The organism is Brevundimonas nasdae (genome assembly GCF_016654005.1).
In the GTDB taxonomy this organism is placed as follows: Bacteria; Pseudomonadota; Alphaproteobacteria; order Caulobacterales; family Caulobacteraceae; genus Brevundimonas; species Brevundimonas nasdae.
In genome coordinates this window covers 47,555-61,878 of record NZ_JAEPWN010000015.1, presented here as the reverse complement: position 1 = coordinate 61,878, position 14,324 = coordinate 47,555, and the positions used below count along the sequence as shown (strand labels likewise).

Below are 14,324 nucleotides of genomic sequence, written 5' to 3'. Positions count from 1 at the left end.
ACGACACTACCGTTTGCCGCGGGATGGAGCAGCCCGGTAGCTCGTCAGGCTCATAACCTGAAGGTCGTAGGTTCAAATCCTACTCCCGCACCCAACGATAACGACACCCCCGCCGCGTAAGCGCCGGGGGTGTTGTCGTTTGTGGTCTTGGGCTTCTCGTTGAGCCAGTCCAGGATCACGCCGAACTCGCCATGCAGGGTCGCGTGCATCTCGCCGCGCTGGGCGCCCGGCGTCAGCACCACCTTTTCGATCAAGCCGCGAAGAGCCGTAGCCGCCTCCTCGCGTTCGGCCGGCTGGTTCAGAGCCTCAGCCAGACGCGCGACCTTCTTGCGATAGGTCTCGGCAATGCTGGGGTGGAGTGCGACCGGAGACGCGTCCGTGTCCGCCTGTTGGGCGCGAAGGACCGCAACACGGTCCTCCAGTTCATACAGGCGCGCCATCAGCGCCGGCGTGCGCCGACCGTCCTCGATGGCGTCGAGAATTCCGGAGATGGCGCGCTCCGCCTTGGTCAGTTCTATCTGGCTAGACGCGCGCGTCGCCTGGCGCTCGTGGTTGAGCCGGTTCGTTTTGGCGACGAACGCGCGGACGGCTTCTGCCGCCGCTTCTGGGGCCATCAGCTTGTCACGAAGCCCGTCAAGGACGCGCTGCTCGATCTTGGCGCGGGTGATGGTGCGGCTGTTGCTGCAGGTGTTGGTGTCCAGATGATTGGAGCAGGCGAAGCGGCCCTGGCCTCGCAGGGTGTAGGGACCGTCGCAGCAGCCGCAGCGCAGCAGGCCTGAGAGCAGCGACTTCGGCCGATGCGTGCGATTGAGCGGATTACGCGCGGCATGGATGCCAGCGATCACGCCGGCGTATTGGGTGGTGATCTGGGCCTGTCGCGCCTTGGCCGCCTGCCAAGTGGCGTCGTCGATGATGCGCAGCTCTGGCACCTCGGCGACGATCCAGTCCGATTCCGGATTGAGCCGGGCCACACGGCGGCCTGTGCTGGGATCCTTGATGAACCTCTGCCGATTCCACACCAGTCGACCGATATAGAGCTCGTTGTTCACCAGGCCCGAGCCGCGCTTGGTGTGACCGCGCACCGTCGTCCCGCCCCAGGGCCGGCCGCCAGGGCCGGGGATACCTTCGGCGTTGAGCCTCTGGGCGATGCGGCGGGGAGGAATGCCGCATGCGAACTCTCTGAAGATGCGCCGCACCACCTCGGCCTGGTCCGCATTGATGGTGCGTTCGCCACGGACGGGCTCGCCTTCACTGTTCAACCGCCGCACGACATTATAGCCATAGCTGATCCCGCCGCCGGACTTGCCCTGCTCGACCCGGCCCCTGAGGCCGCGATGAGTCTTCTTGGCCAGGTCCTTTAGGAACAAGGCGTTCATCGTGCCCTTCAGGCCGACGTGCAGTTCTGAGATCTCGCCCTCGGCGAGGGTGACGATCGGGATGCCCGCGAACTGCATGTGCTTGAAGAGGGTGGCGATGTCCGCCTGGTCGCGTGAGATGCGGTCCAGGGCCTCGGCCATCACCACGTCGAACTGGCGGGTTTGGGCGTCTTGCAGCAATGCCTGGATGCCGGGACGAAGGACGACGCTGGCGCCGGAGATGGCCGCATCCTTGTACACCGCTGTGACCGACCAACCCTCCCGCGCCGCCTGCTCTCGACAGATGCGCAACTGATCCTCGATCGAGGTGGCGCTCTGTTGGTCAGACGAGTAGCGCGCATAGAGGGCGACGCGGGTCATAACATCCTCCGTTAGATGGCTGCGTGTTGAAGGTCAGGCGGCCTTGGTCAGCATGAAATCGACGTGGACGGCGTCATAGGGAAAAATGATGCCTCGACCCTCGCGCTGGATCAAACCGGCCTTGATCAGGATCTGAACATCGCCGTGCACCGCTTTCATGTCGCGGTCGACCCGACGCGCGGCCTCCCGAATGGACATTGCCCCCTGGCCGGTCATGGCCTGCAACAGGTCCCACCGCTTGCGTGTCAGGGTCTGCCAAAGGAGGTCATGCGAGGCAAAGGAGTGATGCGCGCCTTGCGCCTTGCCATCGAAGGCGGCCAGCGCGCGGCGCGTCACATCCTCGCGACTGGCGATGGAGAGGGTCACAGTGTTCATTCCGGCCTCCATTGATCCACGTCCTTCCAAAAGTCCGCCAGCAAAGCGGCTGGCGTCGTGAAGGCGTAGTCCGTCTCCCTCGCCCCGAGATGCCGATGGTCGCCCTTGCCCGCCTCATTGTCGTAGCGCAGCACGCAGACGCCATCGACGACATAGGCGAGGGCGTATTTGAGATCGTGGCTCGATCCCCGCACCGGCTGCGGCACCCGCCAAATCCGAAGCTCGACAAAAGCCGTTGGACCCAGCTGATGCCGCTCGTTGAGCAGCGCTTGCGCCTTCATGATGGTCTATATCCCATCGCTGGTCGCTGATGTCAATGATTCCATCATTGGTTCGTGTCGCCGGAAGGGTTGTCGTTGGCGGCCTGGCGAGCCTCGAACGCCTCGCGCGCCATCTGACGGCCCAGGAGGCGGGCGATCATGAGGACGGCGGGGTGAGGAGACATCGTCTCCGACGAAGTCTCATCGGTGATCGGGGGCAAGCGATCGTCGTCCATAGCCGCTACCGCGCCTCCTGATCGGGCCGCCACCCTGCAGGGTTCGAGATCCAGCGGCTGACGGCAGACTCGTGCCACCCGGCGCCGTGGACGGTCAGCTTCAACTGCGCCGGAAACGAACCCTCCCTGATCTTGCGGTAGATGGTCGATCGGCTCAGGCCGGTGCGCTCCAGCACGGTCTTGAGACGGATAATGCGGTCGGGCTCCGCCATGAAAACTGCTCCGGTCCGAAGGATGCCAAGGCGCGGCCTGATCAGCATTGGGACGGGGCGGAACACACGCAACAGGCAGACCTACGGGCGTAGGGAGCACGCGTAGACAAGGCGGTGAAAAGGACAGTTCACCCGAAGCGTTGCGCTTCCGAATGCAGCCGACGAGTGGCTAGACCTTCTGCTCGCGGCGCTTCAGCTCGTTTTCCACGGCTTCGCGGATGAAGGCCGCCAGTTGATACGGACCAACGACCGCCTCGATCCGGCGCACCGTCTCCACCGGCAGCCGCACCGTCGTCTGTTTCAAGCCAAGCGAAGGACGTCCCATAGGCTCATGCCTATCGGCTGCGGCTACGCCTTCCAACCCGGTCAAGCTTCTTCCTCCAACAAAATTGACATAACCGATATCGCTTACTTATAAGCGATATCGGTTATGGAGGTAAAGATGCCTGCAAGTCGATTTAATCCTTTCGTTCAAACCGTCCACCCGGATGGGGCGTCCAGCGAGGCGGCCGAGCATGGCGAGGTCTCTTCGGTGCCTCTTTCCAAGCGAGCGCTGCTATCTGGAATAGCGGCAACGGGTATGGGGGCAGCTCGTCCTGCCATTTGGTCGTTTGCCGATACATCGCTCGCCATTTGCCGGCAGTGGCTGGCTCTCGACCGCGAACAGGAGGCCCTCCTGACAGAATGGAGCCAGGTCGAGGCCGCTCTGATGCGCGACCCAAAGTGGAGGTCGCTCTCGGCAAAGGCGAAGGCGGCCCATACAGGCAGGCAGCGTTTGGATGAAATCGATAGGCAGTTGGAACGGCTGTCCGACGAGAGCAAGGCGGTTCTTGATCTTCTGCCTACGAAGCCAGCGGCGAATATTGAGACTGTCGTCGCTCATCTTAAAGTGGTGGAGCGGCTGCTGGCGCCTGAAGAGGATGATCAGGTGTACGGAATGGTCGCTCGGGCCGTGCGCGACCTGAAACTTCTGACGGCTCGGCCATGAGCCGGTGGACGCACCGCAAGACCGGCAGGTCTGATCGGCAACTGGCATCGGCGTTTTTTCGGAACGCAACCGGCTTCCACGAGAGCGCCGAGGCGGCGGTGCAGCGCTTTCCGGAGATGACGCGCTACTTCCTGGCGATCGCCATCGAACTGTCGCTGAAGGCTTACTTGCTTCATCGCGGTATCAGCGATGACTGGAACCGGGTTCACATCCGGCACGACCTGATCAAGGCGCTGAGCTGTGCGAGAAGGGCAGGGCTGAATGCGCCTCCTGACGGACTGGTGCAAATCGCAGCGCTCCTCAGCCCCTATTATCAGACCCGGCGGATTGCAGACATGCCGACGGCGGTCGTTGACGCGGTCTCATGGGCCGATGCCTCCCAAACCGTCCGGCAGATCATTGATATAGTACGGGATTCAATAGGGGAGGGCGGTTCTAGCCAGGCGGCTGCCAACACGGGGCTATCGAGGTGAGGTTTCGCCGGGGGCTCTGGCTGTTGCGCCCATCGCAGTGGTGGCGGTGGCGGCGCCGATCTCTGTGGTTCGGCCCGTGCTTTGATCCGTGGGAGGAACGGGACGTGCTCGTCTTCGCGATTCTCTACCTAGGACGCAAAGACCGCGACGTCTTTCTGCTCCATCGGTTTAGGGCGATGGGCTACGAGTCCATTGGCTTGCATATGGGAATTCTTCCCGACGAGGTCACCACACGTTTGGCGCAGGCGCTCGTTGGCATCGGCCAAATGACTGCTCTGATCGAACGCAGCCGACCAAAACGGCGGCGCCGTTAGATCAGCCTGGAGGGAGCTAGTAACGTCCCGGTTTGACTCAAGGCGGTCATTGACGACGTCCGCTTTCGGGTAAGATGCCGATTGGCCACCCCAAAAGCAGGTTTGACTCTCAGTGGCGGCTCACAATGCGCACTTTGCGCCGGTCTTCGCTGGATCCGGTGCGGCAAAACTCAGCGCAGCCGTATGGGCGCATCACGTAAGAAAAATTGACCGACCGGCACGCCAATAGGCATCCTCATCAAATCGCTTGCGCACTTTGAATTGCGGGGGCTATGCCCAGATATGGCTGGTTTAATAGGCGATCTGGACGTTCGGCGCGCCGTTCACGCGCGGATGCTACGGTTCGCCCGGGATCGTCAGGATACCCTAGTCATCGACGAGCTTGGCCTCGATCACGGGGCGTGCCGGATCGATATCGCCGTAATTAACGGTCATATCCGCGGGCTCGAGATCAAGTCCGAAGCGGACACCCTGAGCCGGCTACCTAACCAAATTGCCGCCTACGGCACCGTCGTTGACAAGGCTTCCCTCATCGTCGCGGAACGCCATCTAGTTGCCGCATCCACAATGCTTCCGGCTTGGTGGGGCATTGTTCTGGTTAGCCGCGCCAAAAACGGCCAGGTCGCGCTAAAACGGCTCCGTGAGGAGCGCGTTAACCGCAACACCGACGCGTTGACCCTGGCGAGACTGTTGTGGCGGCCAGAAATCGTACAGATGCTGCGAGATCTCGGACATCCGGAGCGGACACTGCGAGCGCCGCGGGATGAGCTCTACGGTGTCTTAGCGCTCAGCCTTCCACGTCGTGCGCTTGGGCAGCGTGTTCGCGCGGCGCTGAAGTCTAGGGAATCCTGGAGAGATCGTCCAAGACCACAGTGATGTGGTGATTGGTCGCAACCCATTTCCAAGTCGTCGGATTGCCCCTTGTCACGGTGCCTGACTGGCAGCCCTGGATGTAGGCGCTGCCTTGCGAAAACGTTGGCCCCATGTACTGGCCTGACGTGATGATCGACAGGCAAAGGCCTGGATACGCGTGGTTGGTCTGACCCTTGACGCGCTTTGTTCTGGCCACCAGCTAGCCGTCCTGAACGGCGTACCGAACATTCGGTGAGCCGCGCATGAAGCGCATGTCGCCCTTCGGGAAGGCGATCGCGGCGACCGCGTAGTCGCCAAAGGCGGGTCGGCGCTCCTCGGCCGTCAGCACGGCGACGAGCGCTTTGTAGAGTCGCCACTCCGGACGATCGACCGTCTGGATCGGCAGAGACAGGGCCGTCAGCGTCTCGGGAAACGAGGCTCCCAGAACGGCCGTGCTGCGTGCGCCGAGGAAGGTCGGCGATGCGAGCGCAGAACGGATGATAGCGATCAAAGCGGACTGCGGCTCGTATGCCGGTGATCGGAGGTCGAGCACGATGTCCAGCTGCGACAGGTCTATGGCGATCCTTCCAAGCAGGGTCGCGACATTGACTGCGAAGTCAGGATCGAGGGCCTCGTCGAGGGTGCAGCGCAGAACCGCGCCATTCATGTCGTGGGCATCTATGTCATGGACAGCGAGCAGGTAATCGACATCGCTGTCCAAGGCTACGACCGGGGTCAGAACCGCCCCCTGCGCCCGCGCCGCGGTGAACAGGAAGGTCATCGGATGGCTTCCATCCGCCATCCGCGTCGCCGGGAGGAGCTGACGCCCGTCCAGCAGCGCCGGGAGCTGTCCCCAGCTCTTCTGAAGTTGTGCTCCGAAGTCCGACAGCTGCTTGTCGATCGTTTTTACCGGTCGCGACTTCTCGAAGTCGAAGTCAGGCTCAAGAACTTCAATCAGGGGGACGACTAGAGATTTGCCAGCGCTGCCAAGCTTGGACAAAGCCCGATACTCCCCTGCGCGCCAACGAAGGACAGGGACATACTGTTTAGGCGTTATGGTCATCACCGATCCTCACAGTCCGAACTGGTGACGGACCTCGCCCGCCCCGACAAGACCCCGCAACAGGGTGTAGTCCCCCGCCTCGCGACGAACCCTCCCCGCGATGACAGCCGGGCCGACTCCGAACCGCTTAGCGTCGATCATCACTGATTGTTCGGTCCGGCTGAATCGGGAGACCGCAAGCCCCCACTGAGCAGCCGGAAGTAAGGCCTCCTGCGCGAATAAATCCGCTTCACTTTCGTGGTCGCTGTCCGAAGGGCTCTCGGTATCATCGAAGATCGCGGCGAAGGCCTCATCTGCCCCGATGTGGAGCTTCAGGTGCCCGATCTCGTGCAGAAGCGTGAACCAGAAATTGTCCAGCCGATCGTGTCGCAGCGTCAGAGCGACGAGGCCAAAACCGTCGAGAGAATATAGGGCCGCTCCGTCGAGCAGGGTCCCGGGGAGATGCCGTTCTATGATCAGGGCAATGCCGGCGTCGCGCAGGTAGTCCACAGCAAGGGCCGGCCCAATCGGTTGCAGCGAAAGGCTGACAAGACCTCGGATCCAGACATCGTCGATCCGCCGACGATCGAAGGCGACAGGCGGAGGATTGATTTGGGCCAAACGGCGCACACGCGCCTCCCAGGCGGCGATCGCGGACTCATGGACAGAGCCGCTGGCCCTGACGGACTTGCGATGGAACGCCAGCGGGGCGAACTGGGCGTTGGCGCCTCTGAGAAAGGCCGGCACAAGTTCGCTGGCGGACTTGCGAGCCTGCGCCATTGTGCCGGCGAAGTCCTCGAACCAGCCGCGCTTGTACATTTCCGCAATCGGGAAGGACCGCCAGGCGACAGGGTCAACCGACTCCATGCGGCTGTCGCCGACTAAAGAGGCTCTGTTCTCGATCGCCACGCCAAGGGCGTCGGAGATTTCGACAAGCCGTTCCAAGCTCGCCGACCGGTACCGCTCCGCTTCGTAGCGCTGGACCTGCTGTTCCTTCATGCCGAGAAAGTCGGCCAGATCCTTCTGGCTCATGCCGCGCGCGATCCGGGCGCGAACGAGGCTATCGGGTAAATCGGACAGCGTCGCGGCCCTGAATTCCTTCACGGTGCCCGACTTCAGGCGCTCATAGTCGGTGACAAGCTCTTCAAGTTCAGCAACCTGGCTGGCGATGGCGCTATCGGCTATTCTGGCGAAGATCGGGTCAACGCCCGCGGCAGCCGGCGCATTGGCCGACGCCGTGAGCTTGTCGAGCATGGCCCGGGTGGATCGATACTGCTTTTCGTTCGTAATCATGGTGCCGCCCCTGTCGAGGTCGTCAATAAAATCCGCAGAATGCCTTTCGGCTGGCCTGAAGCTTTCTCAACTTGGAAAAAATCGACGAATGCTCCGGCACCACTTTGCGCGTAGGCTGGGAACATCTCGCCGAGGTATTTGGCCTTTTGGGCTTCTCGTTTTCCGGTGAAGTCTTGGAGAACAGGATCCAGCCTGGAGAAATCCATACCTGCGTGATCCCAGCATCCGTCAAAGTCGCCGGGGTGGTCTTTGGCCGTGGTGAAACTGCCGTCGAGAAAGACGACATTGCAGCCCGCGGCGCGGAGGCTGTCGACTGCCCGCACGAAGCCCGCGAACAACCACGCGCGATGCGGCGTCGTAGCGAAACGGGCGGCGATCTCCTCGATCGTTGCATCGTGAACACCCGGGGGCAAAACGCCCCAAGGCGCACCGTGACCAATATCGATTAGCGCAGGAATCATCAAACACAACATTATTGTTGGGTGGGATGCAAGTCAAGTTACTGCGGAGCTGGACCGGCACCGTGTCGATGCCGCCAAATACAGAAATCCCAACGCACAGCCGTTCCTACCTCGCCCGTTGGCGCTGTAGCGTCGCGTGAACATCGCGTTTTCGGCTAGCTATCGATTTCCGCTCATGGCGCTGCCCAGACCGGTAGCTCCCGTCGCAACTCGTGGCGCTGGAACAGCCATCCTGGCAGACAAGCGCGCATCCATGGAATGGGAGGCAGGCAGTTATCTAACGATCAATCATCCTCAAGCCAAAAATGCGGCCTAGACGCCCGTCAAGATTGTGGTATCTGCCCAGTGCCGCAACGGGGGTTGTGGGATTTAACTGCCTCGGGGGAAATGTGTTTTTGAAGACGATTGCGGCCGTGTTGGTCGCTGCTGCCGCGTGCGCCGTCACCGACCAAGCTTACGCCCAATCCAGTTCATTGGTGCTCGAAGCCAATGGCGCCGAAGTCTCGGATGTCACGGGCGCTGAGGTTGGTATTGGCTGGCGATTTAATGCCGGTAACTTCCACCTGACGCCGGCTGTTGGCGGGTTCGTCTACCAAGGCGACAACGATCGCTATCAGATGTACGATCAGATCAACGGTTCGCGCTGCCGCGACACCACCAACGGACAATATGCAAAAGAAGAGCTGTGCGATAACACGGCTGTCGATGCCTACGGGCGGATCGAAGCGACGGTGAGCTGGCGCAAGCTCGAGTTCGGAGCCGGATATCGAGTCGCTGATATCGACAGCGCTCTCTACGGCACCGTTGCTCTCCGCGTCACCGACGGCGTTGCGATCAAAGGCAACTTTGGCAGCGACTACATTGGCGTCGGTGTTGCGGTTCGGAGTTGGTGATGCGTAGTTTCGGCATAATCGCGGCGATCATCGCTACGGCTTTGCCAATTACCGTGTCGGCTCACTCAGGTGGCCTAAACGCCGAGGGTTGCCACAACGATCGTCAAAGGGGCGGCTATCACTGTCACAGGGGTAGTGGAGCGAGATCTGTCCCTGCCAGAACGCAAGGTCTAATGTCTGTTCCGTCGTCCGGTCGCGCATTCGCGAACTGCTCGGCGGCGCGGGCGGCTGGCGCAGCTCCCGTTCGCCGGGGTGATCCGGGTTACGGCAGACATCTCGACCGTGATGGAGACGGGGTAGGGTGCGAGTAAGAGCCGGGGCTTTTGGATAAGGCCTTGTTCGCAGTCCTTTGCTCCAAACCTCGCCACTATGGCCACGTATTGGTTTACTAGTGCTCGATATTCAGGGGCGGCAGGCGGGTTGTTCCGATGGTTGTCGTCACGCGACTATCAATCTTGGCTTCGGTTGGACGGACTGAAGAGTGTGCTGGAAGCCACTAGGCTTCGGGAGAAACCTATGACCCGTTTGACCGCCGCCGCCGTATCCGCTGCCTTACTGCTGTCTGGCTGTGCATCAATAGGGACCAACTACAACACTGCTGTCCTCGCGCAGTTGATGCCGGGAATGACAGAGGCCGAAGTGATCGCCCGCATGGGGCCTCCGAATGGGCGCACCGAACTCTATGGCGGCTCCACTCAGCTGATGTGGCTGCATTCCAGCGCCAACGTGTTTGGTTCGGGCGGAGCGAAATCCGCTGCTGTCTTGATCGACCGAAATGGGAAGTTTGTCAGCGTCATCTCGACGACCGAGACGAAGCTCAACTAAGAGTCTCCCGCGTCAGTTTAGCCGCATCACTTCCGCTGACGCGTAGAACCCGGCCGGCCCCATTTTCGGTAGGATGGCGTACTGTCGATCCTCGACCTCGTATAGATGCGTGACCAGCGTATCGAACTCTTCTTCGCAGTCCGGCCTGGGCTGGATGAGGATCGCGCCCGTCAGCGGCACGCAGATGTGGATGTCGCTGCCAGCGGCTAGATCTTCGAACGAAACCATGGCGTAGCCGTATATCGGCGCGGTTGCGCTGTCACGCGCCAAGCCGTCGTGCCTATCGCTTCAAGAACTCCCGGATCATCACCACGACGGCATCACGTTGTGGGTCATGAAGCTGCTCCCAGAGTTTGAGGATCGCACGCTCAGACTTGGTATTCGACGAGACTTCCGGCTCGCCATACAGGTGCGCGACCGAGCAATCGAACGCCTCCGCCAACTTCAGCATGGTGGCGGCGCTGACGCGGTTCACGCCGCGTTCGTACTTTTGCACCTGTTGGAAGGTGACGCCGATCTCACGCGCGAGTTCAGCCTGCGTCATGCGCTGGCTTATCCTCAATGTGCGGATCGTTGCGCCGATCTGAGCGTCGACGTCTGTCGTGGTGCTGCGTGCCATGAGCCTTGATACCTGATTGAGCTAGCGGTGTTTATCTCACACCGGACCGCTACCGCTACGTTTGGTGTTCGGTTCGATATGTAGATCGAACTCGCGTTTCCCACGCCGCCGCCATAGGGCCAACACCTCATCACGCCGGTCGCCGCGCAGCATCATTGCAGCGGTGAGAAACGCGCCATAGAGCGTGGCGCGATCGTCATCCGTCAGCTCGACCAAGCCAGACTTCGCCACCAAGCCGCCAAGCTCGATCAGATGGCGCGTGCGTTCCCGGCGCGTCACGACCCAGTCCCGAACGTCATGTCGTGCTCGGCCCAGTTCCGCCCGACGGTGCATCGTCTCCGCCTTGCGCAGGCTTGCCCCGGTTCGCGTCAGTTGAAGCAACAGGACCCCGTGACCCGTCGCGAAAGAACGCCGCCCCTTGCGCGCGCATGGTCTCCTTTCGACCCGCTTCGGTGACGGTGGTCATGGAGAGTAGACCGCCGGCGAGAACCTCAACGTCTAGAGCGTCGGCGCCCGTGGCGATCACCAGTTCGCCCAGTTGCCGGATTTTCCGCTCTTTTAGCGCCTGGGCCTTCTCGCTCAGCGCCTTCAACTCAGCATCATAGTCGCGGGGTTTGCGCACGGCAGTCTCCATCGGTGACGTGATGCAACCAGTGTAATCCTGGCGTGGATGGAATGCTTCAAGGTCGCCGGGACGGTCTGAGACAACCCGGTCCATCCCGAGATTTAATCTTGGGAGGGCGCGCTTATACGTCGTGCCGACGTGCTCTCAGGGGCGTATTTGGTCTGTCGCCATGGCGATCTACCATCTCTCCGTCAAAGTCATCAGCCGCGCCGCCGGCTCCAGCGTCCTGGCGTCCGCCGCCTATCGCTCGGCGTCTCGCCTGCATGACGAACGGCTGGATCGCGCCCATGACTTCACCCGCAAGACCGGCGTCGCCCATTCCGAGATCCTGCTGCCGGACGGCGCGCCGGACCATCTCGGCGACCGGGAGCGCCTGTGGAATGCCGTCGAGGCGGGAGAGAAGCGTAAGGACGCCCAACTCTCGCGCGAGGTCGAGTTCGCCATCCCGCGAGAAATGACCCAGGCCGACGGGATCGCCCTGGCGCGGGACTTCGTCCAACGAGAGATGGTCGATCGCGGCATGGTCGCTGATCTCAATGTGCATTGGGACATCGGCGCGGACGGTCAGGCCAAACCCCACGCCCATGTCATGCTCACCCTGCGCGAGGTTGGCGAAGGCAGGGCAGGCGCACGAGACTTCGGCGCCAAGGTGCGCGAGTGGAACGCCACGGGCTTGGTCGAGCATTGGCGCGAAGCCTGGGCTGATCACGTCAACGCCCAGCTTGCCGCCCTGGACATCGACGCCAGCATCGATCACCGCAGCCTTGAGGCCCAGGGCCTGGACCTCGAGCCGCAGAACAAGATCGGCGCGGCCGCCGCCCGTCGGTTGGGCAAAGGATTGGAGGTCGAACGCCTCATCGATCATGCTGAGATCGCCCGCCGCAACGGAGCGAAGATCATCGCCGAGCCGAGCATCGCGCTCGACGCAATGACCCACCAGCAGGCGACCCTCACCCGTCGCGACATTGCGATGTTCGTGCATCGCCACTCGGATGGCCAAGAGCAGTTCGACCAGGCCATGAGCGCGGTGATGAACGCGCCGGATCTGGTCGCGCTCGGTCAAGACGGCCGTGGGGCCGAGCGGTTCACCTCACGCGACATGATCGCCACTGAACTGCGGCTTGAGCGGGCTACGGCCCGGCTGGCGACGCAGGTTGGGCATCCCGTGGATCAGCACCATAGGACGGCCGCTCTGGCGCGGTCCCAGGCTGCTGGTCTGACCTTGTCAGGCGAGCAAAGGGCGGCGTTCGAGCACGTCACGGACAGCCGGGACTTCGGGGTGGTCGTGGGCTATGCGGGCACAGGCAAGTCCGCGTTGTTAGGCGTCGCCCGCGAGGCTTGGGAGGATGCGGGCTATACGGTCCGGGGCGCGGCGTTGTCCGGTATCGCAGCGGAGAACCTGGAGAGCGGTTCGGGCATCGCTTCGCGCACCCTCGCCAGCTTGGAGTTGGCTTGGAGCCAGGACCGCGAGCTATTGCGTGCCCGCGATGTGCTGGTGATCGATGAAGCCGGTCTGGTCGGCACACGTCAGATGGAACGGGTGGTGTCCGTCGCGCAGGCGGCGGGCGCCAAGGTGGTTCTGGTCGGCGATCCCGAACAGCTCCAGTCCATCGAGGCCGGCGCTGCCTTCCGGGCGACGGTCGAACGCCATCCCCATGTCGAGATCACTGAAGTTCGACGCCAGCGCGAGGGTTGGCAGCGTGACGCCACGCGGCATCTGGCGACCGGTCGGACGGCCGACGCGCTACAGGCCTATGCTGACCAGGCCATGGTCCACGCCGGCGAAACGCGAGCGGTGGCCCAGGCCGAACTGATCGCTCGCTGGGACAAGGATCGTCTTAAACATCCGGATCGGACCCGGATTATCCTCACCCATACGAATGAAGCGCGTCACGCTCTGAACGCCGCCGCGCGTGACCGGCTGAGCGACGCTGGGCAACTGGGGGAAGACGCGACCGTCCAGACCGCAGCCGGCGCGCGTGTGTTCGCGCCGGGCGACCGCGTCATGCTGCTGAAGAACGATCGCGGCCTTGGCGTGAAGAACGGAATGTTGGGTTCAGTCGGCGCCGTAACGCCGAGGCAGATGACGGTGGATCTGGATGCTGGTCGGTCGGTGGTCTTCGACCTGAGGGACTATGCGCACGTCGATCACGGCTACGCTGCCACCTTGCACAAGAGCCAAGGCGTCACCGTTGATCGCACGCATGTGCTGGCGACGCCGGGACTGGACCGACGCTCGACCTATGTGGCGCTGTCGCGCCATCGCGACCGCGTCGATCTGCATTACGGCAAGGACGACTTCGACGACGGTCCGGGCCTGGCGCGTCGTCTGTCGCGCGAACGCACCAAGGACATGGCGCTCGATAGCCGCGATCCGTCTGATCCTGACGCCGCGCGCCTCTTCGCGGAGCGGCGAGGGATCACCTTCCCTGACCGGATGAAGGCGGTCGTGCGGAAGGTTCGCGACATCTTCGCCGGCTTTAAACCGCTCGATCGGTCATCACCTGAAGCGTCGCAACCGGCATCGCCGGACAGGCCGGCCAAGACCCCGTCGCCCGCCAGTGACGACTTCGGCGATCTGCGCCGTCGCGCAGTACAGGGTCATGCGCGGGCGGTGGGCGAGATCTTCAAGGCGGAGGGGAGGGGACATCCTGCCCTGCCTCATCAGGTGACGGCTTTGCAGAAGGCTCGGACGGCATTGGATCGCTTCGATCGCAATGCCTCATCCTCCCTTGAGCGGTCATATCGCGCCGATAACGGTCTGCCTGAAGAGGTGGCTGGCGGGCGCACGCAGCGTGCCATTCGCATCCTTCAACTGGAGGCGGAACGGCAAGCCGATCCGGTCAAACGCGCCGATCGCTTCGTCAACGACTGGACGCATCTGAATGCGCGCCGCGCCGAGGCTTACGGCGCCGGTGACATGAAGATGATGTCCGACGCGAGGGATCGCATGGCGGCGCTGGCAAAGGCGCTGGAGCGCGATCCGCAGATGGAGTCGGTGTTGCGCGGTCGGCAGGCGACGCTGGGTATCGAGACTGAGGTCGGACGCTCCCTGGGTCAGACGCTGGCGCGGAGCATCGGCGCCGACCGGGGGCGTGGCCGAGGGATGGGCATCTAAGC

At 62.6% G+C, this 14,324-nt stretch carries 20 protein-coding genes, 1 tRNA gene and 1 pseudogene; 9 read left to right on the top strand and 13 right to left on the bottom strand.

Annotation, left to right across the window (positions count from 1 at the left end):
* Nucleotides 1-17: 17 nt before the first annotated feature.
* Nucleotides 18-94, top strand: a tRNA-Met gene (locus tag JKF87_RS17140).
* On the opposite strand, the gene JKF87_RS18685 is transcribed toward JKF87_RS17140, so the two are convergent.
* From JKF87_RS18685 to JKF87_RS17105, 6 genes are all read right to left on the bottom strand, one after another.
* Nucleotides 51-1,736, bottom strand: a complete 1,686-nt coding sequence (locus JKF87_RS18685; protein ID WP_343773274.1) for a recombinase family protein — start codon at nt 1,734-1,736, stop codon at nt 51-53. The genes JKF87_RS17140 and JKF87_RS18685 overlap by 44 nt on opposite strands.
* Before the next feature lie 33 nt (nt 1,737-1,769).
* On the bottom strand, nt 1,770-2,111 hold the full coding sequence (locus tag JKF87_RS17125) for an HVO_A0114 family putative DNA-binding protein (protein ID WP_201101097.1): 342 nt from the start codon (nt 2,109-2,111) through the stop codon (nt 1,770-1,772).
* Nucleotides 2,108-2,392, bottom strand: a complete 285-nt coding sequence (locus JKF87_RS17120) for a toxin-antitoxin system TumE family protein (protein ID WP_201101093.1) — start codon at nt 2,390-2,392, stop codon at nt 2,108-2,110. Before JKF87_RS17120 ends, JKF87_RS17125 begins: the two co-directional genes overlap by 4 nt.
* 44 nt (nt 2,393-2,436) lie before the next feature.
* Complete coding sequence (locus JKF87_RS17115; RefSeq protein WP_201101092.1) at nt 2,437-2,607, bottom strand: hypothetical protein; 171 nt, start codon at nt 2,605-2,607, stop codon at nt 2,437-2,439.
* Between the two features lie 5 nt (nt 2,608-2,612).
* Nucleotides 2,613-2,819, bottom strand: a complete 207-nt coding sequence (locus JKF87_RS17110) for a helix-turn-helix transcriptional regulator (RefSeq protein ID WP_201101091.1) — start codon at nt 2,817-2,819, stop codon at nt 2,613-2,615.
* Between the two features lie 169 nt (nt 2,820-2,988).
* Nucleotides 2,989-3,144 carry a hypothetical protein gene (locus tag JKF87_RS17105; protein ID WP_201101090.1) on the bottom strand — a complete coding sequence of 52 codons (156 nt, stop codon included), beginning with the start codon at nt 3,142-3,144 and terminating at the stop codon, nt 2,989-2,991.
* 117 nt (nt 3,145-3,261) lie between these two features.
* Here JKF87_RS17105 and JKF87_RS17100 point away from each other — a divergent pair, with 117 nt between their 5' ends.
* The 4 genes from JKF87_RS17100 to JKF87_RS17085 all read left to right on the top strand — a co-directional run bounded on the left by JKF87_RS17100 (nt 3,262) and on the right by JKF87_RS17085 (nt 5,470).
* Nucleotides 3,262-3,807 (top strand): hypothetical protein, encoded by a 546-nt coding sequence (locus tag JKF87_RS17100; RefSeq protein ID WP_201101089.1) that lies wholly within the window; start codon nt 3,262-3,264, stop codon nt 3,805-3,807.
* Nucleotides 3,804-4,280, top strand: coding sequence for a HEPN domain-containing protein (locus JKF87_RS17095; protein ID WP_201101088.1), 477 nt, complete (start codon nt 3,804-3,806; stop codon nt 4,278-4,280). Before JKF87_RS17100 ends, JKF87_RS17095 begins: the two co-directional genes overlap by 4 nt.
* 104 nt (nt 4,281-4,384) lie before the next feature.
* Nucleotides 4,385-4,594 (top strand): hypothetical protein, encoded by a 210-nt coding sequence (locus JKF87_RS17090; RefSeq protein WP_201101087.1) that lies wholly within the window; start codon nt 4,385-4,387, stop codon nt 4,592-4,594.
* A 282-nt stretch (nt 4,595-4,876) separates the two neighbouring features.
* Nucleotides 4,877-5,470, top strand: coding sequence for a sce7726 family protein (locus tag JKF87_RS17085; RefSeq protein WP_275945271.1), 594 nt, complete (start codon nt 4,877-4,879; stop codon nt 5,468-5,470).
* On the opposite strand, the pseudogene JKF87_RS17075 reads toward JKF87_RS17085, so the two are convergent.
* From JKF87_RS17075 to JKF87_RS17065, 3 genes and pseudogenes are all read right to left on the bottom strand, one after another.
* Nucleotides 5,433-6,446, bottom strand: a pseudogene (locus JKF87_RS17075) (beta family protein). The gene JKF87_RS17085 and the pseudogene JKF87_RS17075 sit on opposite strands and share 38 nt — an antisense overlap.
* Nucleotides 6,447-6,518: 72 nt before the next feature.
* The gene (locus JKF87_RS17070; protein ID WP_201101083.1) at nt 6,519-7,781 is read right to left on the bottom strand and encodes an XRE family transcriptional regulator; all 1,263 of its coding nucleotides are present in this window, start codon (nt 7,779-7,781) and stop codon (nt 6,519-6,521) included.
* A complete protein-coding gene (locus tag JKF87_RS17065) occupies nt 7,778-8,242 on the bottom strand; it encodes a DUF6932 family protein (RefSeq protein WP_370874359.1) in 465 nt (154 codons plus the stop codon). Before JKF87_RS17065 ends, JKF87_RS17070 begins: the two co-directional genes overlap by 4 nt.
* A gap of 395 nt (nt 8,243-8,637) precedes the next feature.
* On the opposite strand from JKF87_RS17065, the gene JKF87_RS17060 reads away from it, so the two are divergent.
* The 3 genes from JKF87_RS17060 (at nt 8,638) to JKF87_RS17050 (ending at nt 9,960) form a co-directional block, all read left to right on the top strand.
* A complete protein-coding gene (locus tag JKF87_RS17060) occupies nt 8,638-9,135 on the top strand; it encodes a hypothetical protein (protein WP_201101081.1) in 498 nt (165 codons plus the stop codon).
* Complete coding sequence (locus tag JKF87_RS18680) at nt 9,135-9,446, top strand: excalibur calcium-binding domain-containing protein (RefSeq protein WP_201101080.1); 312 nt, start codon at nt 9,135-9,137, stop codon at nt 9,444-9,446. The genes JKF87_RS17060 and JKF87_RS18680 overlap by 1 nt, the downstream gene beginning before the upstream one ends.
* Nucleotides 9,447-9,651: 205 nt before the next feature.
* Nucleotides 9,652-9,960, top strand: a complete 309-nt coding sequence (locus JKF87_RS17050; protein ID WP_201101079.1) for a hypothetical protein — start codon at nt 9,652-9,654, stop codon at nt 9,958-9,960.
* A 12-nt stretch (nt 9,961-9,972) separates the two neighbouring features.
* Here JKF87_RS17050 and JKF87_RS17045 read toward each other — a convergent pair whose 3' ends face one another.
* The 4 genes from JKF87_RS17045 to JKF87_RS17030 are packed head-to-tail and all read right to left on the bottom strand — an operon-like array spanning nt 9,973 to nt 11,201.
* Nucleotides 9,973-10,230: a hypothetical protein gene (locus JKF87_RS17045; RefSeq protein ID WP_201101078.1), complete on the bottom strand. Its 258-nt coding sequence runs from the start codon at nt 10,228-10,230 to the stop codon at nt 9,973-9,975.
* Between the two features lie 10 nt (nt 10,231-10,240).
* The gene (locus JKF87_RS17040) at nt 10,241-10,579 is read right to left on the bottom strand and encodes a helix-turn-helix domain-containing protein (RefSeq protein ID WP_201101077.1); all 339 of its coding nucleotides are present in this window, start codon (nt 10,577-10,579) and stop codon (nt 10,241-10,243) included.
* Between the two features lie 36 nt (nt 10,580-10,615).
* Nucleotides 10,616-10,858, bottom strand: a complete 243-nt coding sequence (locus JKF87_RS17035) for a conjugal transfer protein TraD (RefSeq protein WP_307418329.1) — start codon at nt 10,856-10,858, stop codon at nt 10,616-10,618.
* 16 nt (nt 10,859-10,874) lie between these two features.
* Entirely contained in the window at nt 10,875-11,201 is a 327-nt protein-coding gene (locus JKF87_RS17030; RefSeq protein ID WP_201101075.1) for a conjugal transfer protein TraD, read from the bottom strand.
* 172 nt (nt 11,202-11,373) lie between these two features.
* Here JKF87_RS17030 and traA point away from each other — a divergent pair, with 172 nt between their 5' ends.
* Entirely contained in the window at nt 11,374-14,322 is a 2,949-nt protein-coding gene (traA, locus tag JKF87_RS17025) for a Ti-type conjugative transfer relaxase TraA (protein ID WP_201101074.1), read from the top strand.
* The last annotated feature ends 2 nt before the right edge of the window (nt 14,323-14,324 follow it).

Coding starts and splice junctions, on each gene's coding strand:
- JKF87_RS18685 (WP_343773274.1), bottom strand. CDS start 1,736: ATGACCCGCGTCGCCCTCTATGCGCGCTACTCGTCTGACCAACAGAGC.
- JKF87_RS17125 (WP_201101097.1), bottom strand. CDS start 2,111: ATGAACACTGTGACCCTCTCCATCGCCAGTCGCGAGGATGTGACGCGC.
- JKF87_RS17120 (WP_201101093.1), bottom strand. CDS start 2,392: ATGAAGGCGCAAGCGCTGCTCAACGAGCGGCATCAGCTGGGTCCAACG.
- JKF87_RS17115 (WP_201101092.1), bottom strand. CDS start 2,607: ATGGACGACGATCGCTTGCCCCCGATCACCGATGAGACTTCGTCGGAG.
- JKF87_RS17110 (WP_201101091.1), bottom strand. CDS start 2,819: ATGGCGGAGCCCGACCGCATTATCCGTCTCAAGACCGTGCTGGAGCGC.
- JKF87_RS17105 (WP_201101090.1), bottom strand. CDS start 3,144: ATGGGACGTCCTTCGCTTGGCTTGAAACAGACGACGGTGCGGCTGCCG.
- JKF87_RS17100 (WP_201101089.1), top strand. CDS start 3,262: ATGCCTGCAAGTCGATTTAATCCTTTCGTTCAAACCGTCCACCCGGAT.
- JKF87_RS17095 (WP_201101088.1), top strand. CDS start 3,804: ATGAGCCGGTGGACGCACCGCAAGACCGGCAGGTCTGATCGGCAACTG.
- JKF87_RS17085 (WP_275945271.1), top strand. CDS start 4,877: ATGGCTGGTTTAATAGGCGATCTGGACGTTCGGCGCGCCGTTCACGCG.
- JKF87_RS17070 (WP_201101083.1), bottom strand. CDS start 7,781: ATGATTACGAACGAAAAGCAGTATCGATCCACCCGGGCCATGCTCGAC.
- JKF87_RS17065 (WP_370874359.1), bottom strand. CDS start 8,242: ATGATTCCTGCGCTAATCGATATTGGTCACGGTGCGCCTTGGGGCGTT.
- JKF87_RS18680 (WP_201101080.1), top strand. CDS start 9,135: ATGCGTAGTTTCGGCATAATCGCGGCGATCATCGCTACGGCTTTGCCA.
- JKF87_RS17050 (WP_201101079.1), top strand. CDS start 9,652: ATGACCCGTTTGACCGCCGCCGCCGTATCCGCTGCCTTACTGCTGTCT.
- JKF87_RS17040 (WP_201101077.1), bottom strand. CDS start 10,579: ATGGCACGCAGCACCACGACAGACGTCGACGCTCAGATCGGCGCAACG.
- traA (WP_201101074.1), top strand. CDS start 11,374: ATGGCGATCTACCATCTCTCCGTCAAAGTCATCAGCCGCGCCGCCGGC.